Consider the following 14,325-nt stretch of genomic DNA (forward strand, 5'->3'; position numbering starts at 1 on the left):
GGTATGTTTCACCTCTGTTCACTGATCACCTCGTCAACTCGCGCCTCGATCCTCCGAGCCATTCCAAAATATACCTTCACGGACGTATATTTTGCTCCGTGTGTGACCTAGGACACCATCGCACGCGATCGCGCAAGGTCCAGATCGGAAGGGATCAGAGATGAGTGCTCAACTATCGGCAGAAGACGTCACCATGCCGACTACCTGGCAGTCGTCGTCCCCGTTCACCTGGGGCTGGGACGCAATGCCAGAGCCCGCCGGTGACGCGCACTTACCCGGCCCGCGTTTCGTGTCCCGCGAACTGGTCCACAAGTCCGCGGCCGAGCGCGTGCTGCTCACCGACGGAGTCCGGCAGACGCCGGACAGTTTCATCATCGCGGCCATGCTGCCGCGCGACCACTGCCTCTACCAGCAGGACGACTCCGGCTGGACCGACCCGATGCTGCCGACAGAAGCGCTCCGGCAGGCCGGCTACTACATCCAGCACCGCTTCTACGGGGTGCCCGAGACGCACAAGTTCATTCTCGGCGCGGTCACGCTCGAAATCGACGGCACCGCGCCTCTCTCCCGCACGCCGTGGCTCCCGGTCAACCTGCGGGTCACCTGCGCTCCCACCGCCAAGTGGACCTGCCGCCGGCTGTGCATGCGCCTGGAGGTCGAGGTCAGCGTGGCCGGGGTGGTCTGCGGGCACGGCAGCCTTCTTTCGCAGGCGGTGGATCCGCGCGTGTACCAGGCGATCCGCGGCCGGAAGGCGGCGCCCCCACTGCACGAGTCCGTGCCCTTCATCGGTTGCCCGCTCTCGCCCGGCGAGGTCGGGCGCCAGCGCAAGGAGGACGTGCTGCTGGCCGACGACGGGAACGCCGACGGCTGGCTGCTGCGGCTCGACGACAGCAACACCGAGATGGTCGACCACCATGTGGACCACGTGCCGGGCATGGTGGTGCTGGAGGCGTTCCGGCAGGCCGCGCTCGCCGTGACCCACCCACCGGCCGGTCACCGGGCCACGGTCACCGGTCTGCGGAGCGAGTTCGCGAGTTTCTGCGAACTCGACACCCCGGTCCGGATCACCGCCAGGCCGCGGCCCGGCTGTGGCGACGCGGACCGGATGGTGGTCCGCGTCGTCGCCGAGCAGGACGGCGACGAGGTCGCCGCCGGCACGGTCGAGCTCAGGCTGGGCCCTGACACGAGCAGCGGACAGGACCGCCGATGACGCTGACCTCGGTGTCTCCGGACCACCGTCTGGACGTGACCGAACTCGTGGACCGCGCGGCCCGGTACGCCGCCGAGGTGGACGGTTCGCGCCGGCTTCGGCGGGAGTCGGTGGCCGCGCTGGTGGAGGCGGAATTCCCCCGGCACTTCGTCCCCAGCCGGTGGGGTGGGGCGGCCGGAGGCTTCGCGCCGCTGGTGGAGGCGGCGATCACCGTGGGCGAGAGCTGCCCCTCGACCGCGTGGTGCGCGACTCTGTTCGCCGCGCACGGACGGATCGCCGCCTACCTGCCCGAGCAGGCGCGGGAGGAGATCTGGGGCTCGGGCCCGGACACCCTGATCTCCGCGTCCGTCATGCCGCCGTCGGGCCGGGCCACGCCCGTGCCGGGTGGCTGGCTGCTTCGGGGCGAGTGGGGCCGGGCCAGCGGGGTGGACTTCGCCGACTGGGTGCTGCTCGCCAGCACGGTGCCGGACGGCGACGGGGAGACGGTGCGGATCTTCGCCGTCCCGTCCGGGGACTTCGTGGTCGAGGACACCTGGCAGGCCGCCGGCATGCGGGGGACGGGGACCAACACGGTGGTTCTGTGCGACACGTTCGTCCCCGAGCACCGCACGGTCGCGCTGCCGGAACTGCTCGGCACCCGGAGCGCCCGGCAGGCACGGTGCCACAACGTGCCCTACACACTGGTCGCGGCGGTGATGTTCGCCGCCCCCCTGGTCGGAGCCGCCCTGGGCGCGGTGGCGGAGTGTGTTTCCACGCGAGCCGCGCGTCTGTCGCCGGATCCGGACGCCCGGCAGGCGCTCGCCCGGTCCTCGCCGGAGGCGTCCGCCGCCCGCCTGCTGCTCCGGGAGGCCGCCGACCGCGCCGACCGGGGCATGGTGGACGCGCGGACCGTCGCGCAGAACCGGTGCGACGCGGCGGCCGCCGCGGAGCTCTGCGTCAGCGCCGTCGACCGGCTGTTCGCCGCGTGCGGCGGCCACGGGCTGGCCGAGGACGATCCGGTGCAACGGCGGTGGCGGGACGTCCACACCGGCGCCGGTCACGGCGCGCTGCGGTTCGCCCCGGCGGCGGACGCGTACGCGAAGGCCCTCCTCGGCCTCGGCTGACTAGACCGTGTCCGAACCACCGTCCCGAGGTCCGGACACGGCCTTCCACAGGTCGTCGAACCGGCGCGCGGCATCCGCGTCGTCACGGGGTGCGGGATGCGGGATCTCGAAGAACAGCGACATCAGGAGCCGGGCGACGGTGTCGGGGGGATGCCTGCCCATCACCCGGCTCTCCGCGTGCGCCCTGGCCACGGCGCGGGCCAGTGACAGGGAGATCCGCCCGACCAGCCCGTGAGCGTGCCGGTCCAGGTGCGGGGCCTCCACGGCGAGCCGCAACGCGGACCTGGCGAGCGCGTCCCGGCGCAGGTGCCGGGTGAGATCGAGCATCGTCTCCCGCAGTGCCAGCAGCGCCGTCGTGCCCTCGGCGCGCCGTTCCACACGTGCGATCAGCTCGTTCCCGGCCTCCTCGATCAGGGTGGCCGCCAGCTCTTCTTTGGAGGAGAAATGTCCGTACAGCGCACCTTTCGTCATACTGGTGCGTTCCACCACGTTGAGCAGCTTTGTGCCGTCGTAGCCGTTCGCGGCGAACTCCTCCGCCGCCGCGGCGAGCACCAGTGCCCGAGTCTGAACCGCGCGCTCCTGAGCCACTCTGCCCTCGCTTGGGTGAATCCTAGGAAAAAACCTTTGCGAAGGTATGTTACTGGGATCTTGCTGTGAAAAGGCTGAGCGTTCCCCCCCTTCGGGTGGCCTTCTTCGATGTGGACGAGACGCTGCTGGCCGGGAAGAGCATGGTCGAGTTCCTGCGGCACTGGCTGGGCCGCGACGACGCGGCCTTCCTCGGCGCCGTGGCCGAGCTGGGAGCGGTGGCGGAGCGGGAGGGCAGGGCGGCCGCGAACCGCGCCTACTACCGGCTCTTCGCCGGCGTCCCCAGCGCGACGCTGGCGGAGGCGGGCAGTCGCTGGTACGCGCGGCATCGTCAGAGGCCTGACGCCTTCGTGGGCTCCACCGTGGCGGCGCTGGCCGGACATCGAGCGGCCGGAGACCTGGTCGTGCTGGTCTCCGGCTCGTGCCGGGCGGTGCTCGATCCGCTGGCCGCGGATGTGGGTGGCGACGAGGTGCTGTGCACGGAACTCGTCGTCGGTGGCGACGGACTGCTGACCGGCGAGGTGGCCAGATCGATGATCGGCCCCGCCAAGTCCGAGGCCGCCGCGGAGCTGCTCCGGAGTCTCGGAGTCAGCCCCGCCGTCTGCTTCGCGTACGGCGACCACTCCAGCGACCTGGACCTGCTGACGTTCGTCGGCAGTCCGAGGGTCGTCGGCGACGACCCGGTGCTGGCCTCGTGGGCGAGACGCCACGGCTGGCCCGTGCTGCCCGCCTAGAGGAGGCTCAGGTGCCGTAGATCCGACACGTACTTCTCGATCAGCGTCCGGGACAGGTGCGGAATGTCCCCCACGGCTTCCTGGAACCGTTCGGCGGGAAACGCCGACCCGGCCCGGGGCGTCGCGGGCTCCCGCCAGGCGCGCATCAGCGGGAGGAGCGAGTGCTGCCGCTGCTTGTCCGGCAGCTCTCGCAGCGCGGCCTCGAACCGCTCGCGCCACTCCTGGTAGTCCCCGACGCGGCGGATCGCGATCCCGGAATCGGCCAGCCAGTCGACGACGGTGTCCAGTGAGATTCCGTCGTCGTGCGGGTTGACCACGTTGAACGTGCGATATCCGGCCGCGCCGGTTCCCAGGGCGGCCACCGAGGCGGCGACGAAGTCCCCGGGCAGGCCGTCGTAGTGGGCCCGGCTCGCGTCACCGCCGCGATAGAACGACCCGGGCGCGATTCCGGTGGCGATCAGGCTCAGCACCAGACGGGTGAACGCGTCCGGCACGTTCAGCTGCCCGGTGTGACGGCCGTGCGCCAGGATCATGCCCGAACGGAACACGGTCACCGGCAGCCCGCACAGGTCGTGCGCCTCGCGGAGCAGCACCTCGCCCGCCCACTTGCTGGTGGCGTAGCCGTTGGCGTGGCTCTCGTCGATCGGCCGCACGGGACTGGCCACGCGGATGTCGGCGCCCTCGTCCATGCCGGTTCCGTGCGACGCTACGGCCACGGAGGACAGGAAGCCGACCGGCTTCAGCCGGGTGGTGACGGCCAGCCGGACGACCTCGGCCGTGCCGGCGACGTTGGGGCCGAACAGCTGCCGGTACGGCAGCACGTGGTTCACCAGCGCGGCCGCGTGCACGACGGCGTCCACCGTCGCGGCCAGGCGCTGCCAGGTCCGCTCGGACAGGCCCAGGTTCGGCGCGCCGACGTCGCCGGCCAGCACCTGCAACGCGCCGGCGCCGGCCAGCTCGGCGAACCGCCGCTTGAGCTCGACGTCCCCGCTGTCCAGCGAGTCCTCCAGCCGCGCGCGAGCGGCCGCGTCGTCGGCGCCGCGCACGAGACAGATCAGTGTGCCGCCGCTGCGGGCCAGCGACTGCAGCAGCTCCAGGCACAGGAAACGGCCGAGATAGCCGTTGGCTCCGGTGAGCAGCACCGTGGTGGAAGCGCCGGTCGGCTGGGGAAGGGCCGTGGCCGCGGTCAGCGTCGCCTCGTCGATGAACCTGGCGAGCACGAGGTCCCCGGCCCGCGCCGCGGTGGCCTGGTCGCCGTGCACACCGGCGAACGTGGCCCGCTGCGCCGACGGATCACGTAGCCGCTCGATCTGGCCGGCGATCTCGCCCAGGCTGTTGGCCGGGCCGAGCAGCGTCCCGACCGGGACCTCGGTGCCGAAGATCTCCTTGAGCAGGTTCGAGAGCGACAGCGCGGTCAGCGAGTCTCCACCCATGTCGGTGAAGCGCGTCCGCGGACCCGGCTCGCCGGCGGACGCTCCGAGCAGCGCCCGCACGGCGCGGCCGACCGTCTCCACGACCGGGCGGTTCTCGTCGTGCCGCAGACCGCGCAGGCCGTCGATCTGCTCCTCGGCCAGCTCGGCGTAACGCCGCTCCAGCCGTTCGCCGTAGTGCTCCTTCAACCGCGGACGCAGTTGCTTGGTCGAGTCGGACAGCAGTCCGTTCTCCTGGCTGAACGGCACCGTCTCGACGAGCAGATCGCGCGGGATCTCGTACGGCTTGAGGTCGGCACGCTTCGCGATGTGCTGCAGCGACTCGTGGATCGCCGCCTTCAGCGCCGCCTCGTCGGACGCCTGGTCGAGCGCCTCGGCGGTCGGCACCACCACGGCGAGCAGGTACGGGCGGGAGCTGTTGCCGTACAGGAAGATCTGCTGCAGCAGCGGACTGGCGACATAGACCGCCTCCAGCTTCGCCAGCGCCACGAACTCGCCCTGGGACAGCTTGAGCACGTTCTTGCGCCGGTCGAGGTAGTAAAGCCGGTCGGGCTCGACCTCGGCCATGATGTCGCCGGTGCGGTAGTAGCCGTCGTCGTCGAAGGCCTCCGCGGTGACGTCCGGGCGCCGGTAGTAGCCGGGGGTGATCAGCTTGGTCCTGACCAGCAGCTCGCCCCGCGGATACGGCGTGTCGGTGGTGTAGTAGCCGAGTTCGGGCACGTCGACGAGCTTGTAGTCGAGCACGAACGCCCGCTGCACGCGGTGGTCCAGCATGACGAGCCCGGTCTCGGTGGTGCCGTAGCTGTCGAAGAACGGGACGTCCAGGCAGGACTCGACGAAAGCGGCCAGCTCCGGCGCGAGCGGGGCGGAGCCGCAGGGGGTGTGGATGACACGGCCGCCGAGAACCACGTCCCGGAAATGCCGCCGCAGCTCCTCGGCGTTCCACTGGTCCAGCAGGCTCAGATAGCTCTGGTGGAGCAGTTCGCAGACGCGTGGCACCATCGCGAACTCCGTCGGCCGGATCAGCGCGAGATCCTCCAGCAGCGTGGACAGATTGCTGTCGGCCACGAAATACGCGGTGCCGCCCAGTGCGAGCGTCTTGATCACGAGCCGCCTGGCGACGAGATGGCTCTGCGGCAGGAAGTTGGCTGTGATCATCGGGTGACGCTGCTCGGGCGGCCGCCACATCAGGGAGACGGTCGACTCCGGGAAGATGACGCCCTTCGGAGTGCCCGTGCTGCCCGAGGTGTAGATCAGTGAGGACAGCACCTCTCCCGCGTCGTCGACCGGCGGCAGGTCCGGCGCGGGCGGCAACGCACTCCCGCGCTCGATGACGCGCGACAGCAGCTCCAGCGAAATCGGCGAGGCGGTCTCGGCCAGCAGCCGGCGCGCGTCCGCCACGCTCTCCCGGTGCTCGGCGAGCTCGGGACAGTGGTCGAACACGATCAGCCGGACGACGGACGTCTCCCCGGCCAGCGCTTCGAGCACGGTGCCCAGCCGCTCCGCGCTCGTGGCGAAGACGCGCGGAGCGGCCTCGCCGACCAGGTGGCGGATGTGGGCGACCGTGGCGGTGTTGTGCAGCGGCACGGCGACCGCGCCGACCTGACCGCACGCCAGGTCCACGGTGGTGTAGTCGACGCCGGCGAAGCCCAGGATCGCGACGAAGTCCCCGGCGCGCAGCGGGTGCTCGCCGTGGTGGTACCAGTCGGCGGCGACGGCGCTCAGCCGGGACCACAGCTCGCCGTAGGAGACGGTGTCGAACCTGGGCAGTCGCCGCAGCTCGGTGCGTCCGGCCACGGAGACGAACTGCTTGGCGCGTTCGGCGAGCGCGGGCCGGTCGCCGTATCCCGTCAAGGTGCGCTTGACGATCTCGGCAAGCCGCAGTCCGGGCTCCGCGGCGCTCTCGAAGACTTCGCGCAGCGGCATCCGGTCCGCGAGCTCCGGCTCGGTCCGCAGCATCTCGACGCGCCGGTTCCGGTTCGCCTCGAGTCGGGCGCGGGTGGTGTCAGCTCGCAGGTCGTTCCCCATGGTTACCCCTTCAGACGACCGAGACCTCTTGTACGTGCGGGCGGCCGGCGCAGCTCCTGGCGGCCTTGTGCAACCGGGGACGATCCTCGCTTGCACAGTCAGAAACATACCGTAGCAAAGGTATGATCATGAGCACGCTTCGCGTGTAATCGCAGGTGAAAGGCCATTTATAAAAAAATACCTTGTGTAAGGTATGATTTTGCGACAGAGTGCTCTCAAGGACACGCCAGGCCCGCTGATGACGAGGGGTGAGTCACGTGGTAAGCGGGGATGCGATCAATTGCGAGCGGGAGACGGACATCGGCTCCGACGTCGAGTGGATCTCGATCGCCGAGCTCGTCCTGAGGGGCTCACCCCGATCCGCGGGAGAGGACGCCGATCACGCGCTGGCTCTCGCGGAGCTGGAGCCGGAGGCCGAGTTGCCGCCGATCGTCGTACAGCGGGGCACGAACCGGGTGATCGACGGGATGCACCGGGTGCGCGCCGCGCAGTTGCGCGGAGAGCGGGCGATCCGAGCCCGCTACTTCGACGGCGACGACGCCGGCGCCTTCGTGCTGGCGGTGCGGCTGAACGTGCGGCACGGGCTGCCGCTCTCGCTGGCCGACCGGAAATCGGCCGTGCTGCGCATCCTCCGCGAGCACCCGGGCTGGTCGAACCGGGCGGTGGCCGAGGTCGTGGGGCTCTCGCCCAAGACCGTCGGCGCGCTGCGCGGCCAGTGCGGAGCGCCGGTGGCCGAGGTCAGGATCGGCCGGGACGGCCGGGTGCGCCCGGTCAGCGCGGCCTCCGGGCGCGAGCGCGCCAGGGAGATCCTGCTGCGCGATCCCACCTCCTCGCTGCGCACCGTGAGCGCGGCGGCCGGGGTGTCCCCGGGCACCGTACGGGCCGTCCGGATGCAACTGAACGAGCAGGCCACGGCGCTGATCCCGGAACAGCGGGCCGCGGAGCAGCGAGCCGCGTCGCCCAAGCAGAACCCCGATCCACGACGCGCTCGGGGCGCCACTCCGCGGCCCGCCGGGCCGGACCGGACGGGCGCGATGCTGCGCGCGCTCCGCTCCGACCCGTCGCTGCGGTTCAACGAGTCCGGCCGGCTGCTGCTGAGCGTTCTGGCGGTGGCCGAGATGGACGCGCGGACGCGGGAACGCCTCGTCGGCGACCTGCCGGACCACTGCGTCGAATTCGTCGCGGAACTCGCGGAGGCGAGCGGGCAGGCCTGGCAGGAACTCGCGAAACGCCTGGCAGAGCGACGGTGCGCGGCCGCCGGCTCCAAATGAATTCCCGAACTGGAAATGGGGTGTCAAGAGATGGCAGAAGCGTACGGTTGGTCTGGAAAGAACCTACGGACCCAGCGGATTCTGCACTCGGCTTCCGGGACGGCGTTCCTGGTTCCGCTCGATCATTCACTGGCGGACGGGCCGGTGTCGTCCGCCGCCGATTTCACCGGGCTGGTCACGGCGATGGCCGCGAACGGCGTGGACGGGATCGTCGTCCACAAGGGCCGGGTCCGTTTCCTTCCCACCGAGCTGCTCGGGCGGCTGGCCCTGATCGTGCACCTGAGCGGCAGCACCAGGCACGCGCCGGACGCTGACGCGAAGACCCTGGTGGGCGCCGTGGCCGAGGCCGTGGCGCTGGGCGCGGACGGTGTCAGCGTGCACATCAACCTCGGTTCGAGCAACGAGGCCGAGCAGCTGGCCGACTTCGGCCTGGTCGCCGACCAGTGCGCACGCTGGGGCGTCCCGCTGCTCGCGATGATCTACCCGCGCGGCCCCCGCATCGCGGACCCGGCCGATCCCACGTTGCTGGCGCACGCGGCGAACGTCGCGGCGGACCTCGGCGCCGACATCGTGAAGCTCCCGTTCACCGGCTCGCCCGTCACGATGCGCGAGGTCGTGGAGGCGAGCCCGATCCCGGTGGTGACCGCCGGCGGCGGCGTGGTCGGCGACACCGACGCCTTTCTCACCCTGATCGACCGCGTGATGGAGTCCGGCGTGCTCGGAGTCGCGGTCGGCCGCAACATATTCCGCGCCACCGACCCCGGGAAGCTGGCCCGGTCGGTCGCCCAGCGAGTCCACGCCGGACTCGGCTCCCGCAAGACCCTGACTCCCCTGGACCTGGCCCTGGCCGGCGCGACAGTGGCCTGACAGGCACCACCCGCTCACGACCGACTAACGACCGAAGGTGCGAACATGAAAACAGCGTGGATCGACCTCCGCGGCCTCTCCTCCGAACTCGCCACCGCCGTCATCGAAGAGAGCACACATCTCGGCATCGGCGCCGTCGTGCTGGACGACCCCGAGCTCGCCGCGAAGGTCCCGCCGACCCTGGAGAAGGCCGCCGTCGTCACCGGCGAGACCCCCACGACCCTGATCGACCAGCTCGTCGGCGTGGTCGACATCCTGATCGCCGACCACAGCATCGCCGAGAAGTTCGAGGGCGTCCGGCCCGGCCTGCGCACCGGCGTCCTGGTCAAGGTGCTGGGCGAGGAGACGCTGCAGCTCGCCTGCAAGATAGCGAACGAGGCGGAGCTGACCCTGGTCGAGTTCCGCCAGGACCCGAGCAAGATCCCGCTGGAGATCCTGCTGGCGGCCGCCGACAAGGCCAAGGGCTCGATCGTCACCGTGGTCGAGGACGTCGAGGACGCGATGGTCACCATCGGCGTCCTGGAGCGCGGCTCCGACGCGGTGCTGCTCGCCCCGCGGCGGGTCGGCGACGCCTCCGAGCTGGTGCGCGTGTGCCAGGGCGAGGCCGAGACGCTGGAGCTGGAGCCGCTGGAGATCGTCAAGCTCACGCACCTGGGGCTCGGCGACCGGGTGTGCGTGGACACCTGCTCCCACATGCAGCCCAACGAGGGCATCCTGGTCGGCTCGTACTCGACCGGCCTGATGCTGGTCAGCAGCGAGACCCACCCGCTGCCGTACATGCCGACCCGCCCCTTCCGGGTGAACGCGGCCGCCCTCAGCTCCTACACCCTGACGCCCGGCAACCGCACCCGCTACCTGTCCGAACTGCGCTGCGGCTCGGAGATCCTGGCCGTCAACACCAACGGCGGCGTGCGCCGGGTGATCGTGTGCCGGATCAAGATGGAGACCCGCCCGATGCTGCAGATCGAGGCCCGCACCGCGTCCGGCGACGTCGTGAACATGGTCGGCCAGGACGACTGGCACGTGCGCGCCCTCGGCGCCGGCGGCAGCGTCCACAACTTCACCGAGCTGCGCCCCGGCGACCACATCCTCGGGCACACCATGACCGACCAGCGGCACGTCGGATACGCGATCCGTGAGTTCCTGCACGAGCAGTAAGGCCCGAGCCGGCTCCGCTCCGAAGGAAGAGAGTGCGTGAGATGGCGCTCATTGTGCAAAAGTACGGCGGAACCTCGGTCGCCACGCCCGAGAAGGTCTTCGAGGCGGCACGGCAGATCCTCGCGGCGCGGGCGGACGGGCACGAGGTCGTCGCGGTCGTGTCCGCCATGGGCGGCACCACCGACAGGCTGCTGCAACTGGCCTCCTCGGTGTCCGACCGGCCGGATCCCGCCCAGCTCGACGCCCTGCTCAGCACGGGCGAGGCCGTGTCCGCCGCGCTGCTGTCGATGGCGCTGAACCGCCAGGGCGCACCCAGCAGGTCGTTCAGCGGCGCCCAGGCGGGAATCCGTACGGACGACCGCCACGGCCGGGCGACGATCCAGCAGGTGGATCCGCGGAGGCTCAAGGAGGATCTCCGCAAGGGAGCGATCCCCGTCGTCGCGGGCTTCCAGGGTGAGGCGGGTGCCGGAGGGCCCTGCACCACCCTGGGCCGGGGCGGCTCGGACACCACCGGTGTGGCCCTGGCGGCGGCGCTCGGCGCGGACCACTGCGAGATCGTCACCGATGTCGCGGGGGTCTACACCGCCGACCCCAGGAAGGTCGACGGCGCCCGGCGCCACACCGCCCTGCTCTACGAGGAGATGGCCGAGCTCGCGGTGAGCGGAGCCAAGGTGCTCGCCGCGGACTCCGTGGACTACGCGCGGACCCACGGCGTCGACCTGAAGGTGCGGTCCAACCACACCGCCTGCGGCCCGGAGACCTGGGTCGGATATCGCCGCCGCACCGCCGCGATGGCGGTGTCCGGCGACTCCTGGACACCGGCCGCACTCGGCGAGGTCCCCGCGATCGCGGGGGTGGCCACCAAGACCGGTCTCGTGCGCTGCGTGCTGCGCCAGATCACCGCGGACCACGCGGTGCGGATCCTGCGCGGACTCGCCGAACGCGAGATCGAGGTCGAACTGCGCCGCTACGGCAGTCTCGGGACGGAGGACGCCGGCGACCTCGCGATCACCCTGCCCGCGGAGAGCGTGGAGGAGGCGCGCGCGCTGCTGGCCGAGGCCTACCGGGGAAGCCGCCTGGACGAGGTGCACTGGACCTCCAACCTGGCCCGGCTCTCGGTCGTCGGCCTCGGAATAGGCCAGCTGCCGGGCTCGCCGCTGCGACTGCTCGAAGCACTGCGGTCGGTCGGCGCCGCGCGCACCGATCTGCTCGTCACGTCCAACAGGCTCAGCGTGCTGACCGGGGAGAGCGGCCTGGCCGAGGCGACCCAGAGCGTGCACGACACCTTCGTCCACGAACCCGCGGTGCCCGAGATGCACAGCACCCCCCTGTGGGCCACCGATCGCAGACAGCTGAGTGCCAACGTGCCCGCGCTGGCCGCGGCCGACTGAACCGCACCCCGCGACTGGGCCGGCCGGTCCCCCCCACCGGCCGGCCCAGCACCCCGGCCGAGCAGTGCCCGGACGAGAAGCCACCAAGCGGAGCGACCCCGATGACTATGCCGACATTCGACCCCACATCTGACAGCCAACTGGCCGACCCGTATCCGACGTACACGCAGATGCGCGATCGATGCCCTGTATTCCATGACGAGAATCTGGATGTCTTCGTCGTCACACGGCATGAAGACGTCGTACGCGTGGCCCACGATCCGGAGACGTACTCCTCCGAGAGCGCGGTGAAGGCGACCGCGGGGCCGGAGGCCGACGAGGTCAAGCAGATCCTGGCCGAAGGCTGGTCGCTGACGCCCAATCTCACCGAGAGCGACGGCGAGGAGCACACCCGGCTGCGCGTGGCGGTGAACCGGGTCTTCACGCCGCGGCGGGTGGCCGAGCTCGAACCCTTCATCAGGGCGACCGGCGAGGAGCTGATCGGACGGTTCGCCGCCGCCGGTTCCACCGACATCATCGAGAACTACGCGTGGCCGCTGCCGCTGTCCGTCATGGCGCGGATCCTCGGCGTCCCGGCCGGCGACGTGCCGCTGCTGCGGCAGTGGAGCCACAGCTGGCTGAAGCTGTCCGTCGGCGGCGGCGACGTGGCGGAGCGGGCCGCCTGCGCCCGCGACGTCATCGCCATGCAGAACCACGTGATGGGGATGCTGCTGGACCCGGGGCGGGCCGGCGACGGGCTCATCGCGTCGCTCGCGGCCGACCACGGCGAGAACGGCCTCGACAACGTCGAGCTCATGCGCATCGTGATGAACCTGATCATCGCGGGGCACGTCACGGTCACCCGCTCCATCGGCAACGGCCTGGTGAGCCTGCTGGAGAATCCGGCTCAGCTCGCGGCGTTGCGCGAGGGCGAGGTGACACCCGCGGCGATGGTCGAGGAGATCCTGCGGTTCGAGTCTCCGGTCCAGGGCCTCTTCCGCACCGTCACGGCGGAGACCGAGCTCGCCGGCCGCCGGCTGCGGCCCGGCGACCGCGTGATGGTGCACTTCGGCGCCGCGAACCGGGACGAGCGCGTGCTCGCCGACCCGGACACGTTCGACATCAGGCCGAGGGCCGGCCGCAACATGCTGGCCTTCGGCCGCGGCATCCACACCTGCCTCGGCGCCGGGCTGGCCCGGCTCCAGCTGCAGATCGCCATTCCACTGCTGTTCGACCGCCTGCCCGGACTGCGTCTGGGGCCCGCGAACGCGCGCAGCCGGGAGCGGCTGGTCATCGCGCGTGGATTCGACGAGCTCCACCTGCAATGGGACGTATCGCAAGTAAAGGAGGCAACACTGTGACTACGCAGGAACAAGAAGTCGCGCCGGTGGCGGTCGAGAGGAACGCCGCCATGGTCGGGACGCCGCTACTGATGGTGGGCGTCGCCCTGGCGGCGGCGAACCTGCGTCCCGCCATCACCACCGTCGGCCCGCTGCTCGACGAGGTGCGCCGGTCGCTCGGCGCCTCCCTGCTCTGGGCGAGCGTGCTCACCGCCGTACCCACCCTCTGCTTCGGCATCGCCGCCGCGGCGGCACCGCTGGCGGCCCGCAAGCTCGGCCTGGCCCGGGCGGTCGGCGCCGGTCTGGTCGTGCTCACCGCCGGACTGCTGCTGCGGGTCGTGGGCGGCCCGTGGGTGATGCTGGCCGGCACGTTCGTCGCGGCGTCCGGCATCGCCATCGGCAACGTGCTCATCCCGGTCGTGGTCAAGCAGGCGTTCCCCCAGCGGATCCCGCTGCTGACCACGGTCTACACCGTGGCCCTGATGGTCGGCGGCGGGGTGGGCGCGGCGGCGACCCCCTGGCTGCAGGAACAGATCGGCGGCTGGCGGGTCACCCTGGCCGCGTGGTCGCTGCTGTCCATCGGCGCGCTGCTGGTCTGGATCGCCGGAACGCGCCGCACCGGCCTGCTCGGCGCGAGCCCGGCCGCACCGGCGGAGCGCACGCTGCTGCTGCGCAGCCCGCTCGCGTGGCTGATCACCGGGTTCTTCGGGCTGCAGGCGGCGGGCTCCTACGTCCTGATGGGCTGGGCCGCGAACGTGTTCACGGGCGCGGGCATCAGCAAGCAGGAGTCGGGTCTGCTGCTCGCCCTGCTGGTCGCGGCCGCCCTGCCCGTCACGATGGTGGTCGTGCCGGCCGCGATGCGCAGCCGCAGCCAGTCCTGGTGGATCGCCGGGCTCGTGGGCCTGGAGATCGTCGGCACGATCGGCATGCTCGTCTCGCCGACGTCGGTGCCGTGGCTGTGGTCGCTCCTGTGGGGGGCGGGCATGGGCGTGTTCCCGATCGCGCTCGGCCTGTTCGCGCTGCGCACCCGCACCGCGGCCGAGACCGCCGGGATCTCGGCCATGTCGCAGGGCTTCGGCTACCTGATCGCCATCGGCGGCCCGTTCCTGTTCGGCGTGCTGCACGGCTCCACGGGCGGCTGGGCCGTCCCGATGGTCATGCTCACCGTGGTCTTCGCCGTCGACCTGGTCCTCGGGTTCGTCGTCGGCCGCCCCCGGTACGTGTAGGAC

The 14,325-nt window shown here is 71.2% G+C and carries 11 protein-coding genes; 9 read left to right on the top strand and 2 right to left on the bottom strand.

Translation table 11 applies throughout. From position 1 onward, the window contains the following. Nucleotides 1–193: 193 nt before the first annotated feature. Nucleotides 194–1,210 (top strand): ScbA/BarX family gamma-butyrolactone biosynthesis protein, encoded by a 1,017-nt coding sequence (locus FED44_RS21735; protein WP_167521552.1) that lies wholly within the window; start codon nt 194–196, stop codon nt 1,208–1,210. Beyond that, complete coding sequence (locus tag FED44_RS21740; RefSeq protein ID WP_138461853.1) at nt 1,207–2,313, top strand: acyl-CoA dehydrogenase family protein; 1,107 nt, start codon at nt 1,207–1,209, stop codon at nt 2,311–2,313. Before FED44_RS21735 ends, FED44_RS21740 begins: the two co-directional genes overlap by 4 nt. Here FED44_RS21740 and FED44_RS21745 read toward each other — a convergent pair whose 3' ends face one another. Then, on the bottom strand, nt 2,314–2,901 hold the full coding sequence (locus tag FED44_RS21745; RefSeq protein ID WP_165900708.1) for a TetR/AcrR family transcriptional regulator: 588 nt from the start codon (nt 2,899–2,901) through the stop codon (nt 2,314–2,316). A 95-nt stretch (nt 2,902–2,996) separates the two neighbouring features. Between FED44_RS21745 and FED44_RS21750 the strand changes: the two genes are divergently transcribed. Next, complete coding sequence (locus tag FED44_RS21750; protein WP_208759111.1) at nt 2,997–3,632, top strand: HAD family hydrolase; 636 nt, start codon at nt 2,997–2,999, stop codon at nt 3,630–3,632. On the opposite strand, the gene car is transcribed toward FED44_RS21750, so the two are convergent. Then, nucleotides 3,629–7,090 (bottom strand): carboxylic acid reductase, encoded by a 3,462-nt coding sequence (gene car / locus FED44_RS21755; RefSeq protein ID WP_208759112.1) that lies wholly within the window; start codon nt 7,088–7,090, stop codon nt 3,629–3,631. The two genes, FED44_RS21750 and car, sit on opposite strands and share 4 nt — an antisense overlap. A 257-nt stretch (nt 7,091–7,347) precedes the next feature. Here car and FED44_RS21760 point away from each other — a divergent pair, with 257 nt between their 5' ends. From FED44_RS21760 to FED44_RS21785, 6 genes are all read left to right on the top strand, one after another. Further along, on the top strand, nt 7,348–8,361 hold the full coding sequence (locus FED44_RS21760; RefSeq protein ID WP_167521553.1) for a ParB and winged helix-turn-helix domain-containing protein: 1,014 nt from the start codon (nt 7,348–7,350) through the stop codon (nt 8,359–8,361). A gap of 30 nt (nt 8,362–8,391) precedes the next feature. After that, nucleotides 8,392–9,228, top strand: coding sequence for a 2-amino-3,7-dideoxy-D-threo-hept-6-ulosonate synthase (locus FED44_RS21765; protein ID WP_111701123.1), 837 nt, complete (start codon nt 8,392–8,394; stop codon nt 9,226–9,228). Between the two features lie 45 nt (nt 9,229–9,273). Further along, a complete protein-coding gene (locus tag FED44_RS21770) occupies nt 9,274–10,386 on the top strand; it encodes a 3-dehydroquinate synthase II family protein (RefSeq protein WP_111701122.1) in 1,113 nt (370 codons plus the stop codon). A gap of 41 nt (nt 10,387–10,427) precedes the next feature. Continuing rightward, a complete protein-coding gene (locus FED44_RS21775; RefSeq protein WP_133306016.1) occupies nt 10,428–11,777 on the top strand; it encodes an aspartate kinase in 1,350 nt (449 codons plus the stop codon). A 248-nt stretch (nt 11,778–12,025) separates the two neighbouring features. Next, nucleotides 12,026–13,117 carry a cytochrome P450 gene (locus FED44_RS21780; RefSeq protein WP_167521554.1) on the top strand — a complete coding sequence of 364 codons (1,092 nt, stop codon included), beginning with the start codon at nt 12,026–12,028 and terminating at the stop codon, nt 13,115–13,117. After that, the gene (locus FED44_RS21785; RefSeq protein WP_208759113.1) at nt 13,114–14,322 is read left to right on the top strand and encodes an MFS transporter; all 1,209 of its coding nucleotides are present in this window, start codon (nt 13,114–13,116) and stop codon (nt 14,320–14,322) included. The genes FED44_RS21780 and FED44_RS21785 overlap by 4 nt, the downstream gene beginning before the upstream one ends. Nucleotides 14,323–14,325: the final 3 nt, after the last annotated feature.

The sequence above is a fragment of the Microbispora triticiradicis genome, from assembly GCF_005864065.1.
In the GTDB taxonomy this organism is placed as follows: domain Bacteria; phylum Actinomycetota; class Actinomycetes; order Streptosporangiales; family Streptosporangiaceae; genus Microbispora; species Microbispora triticiradicis.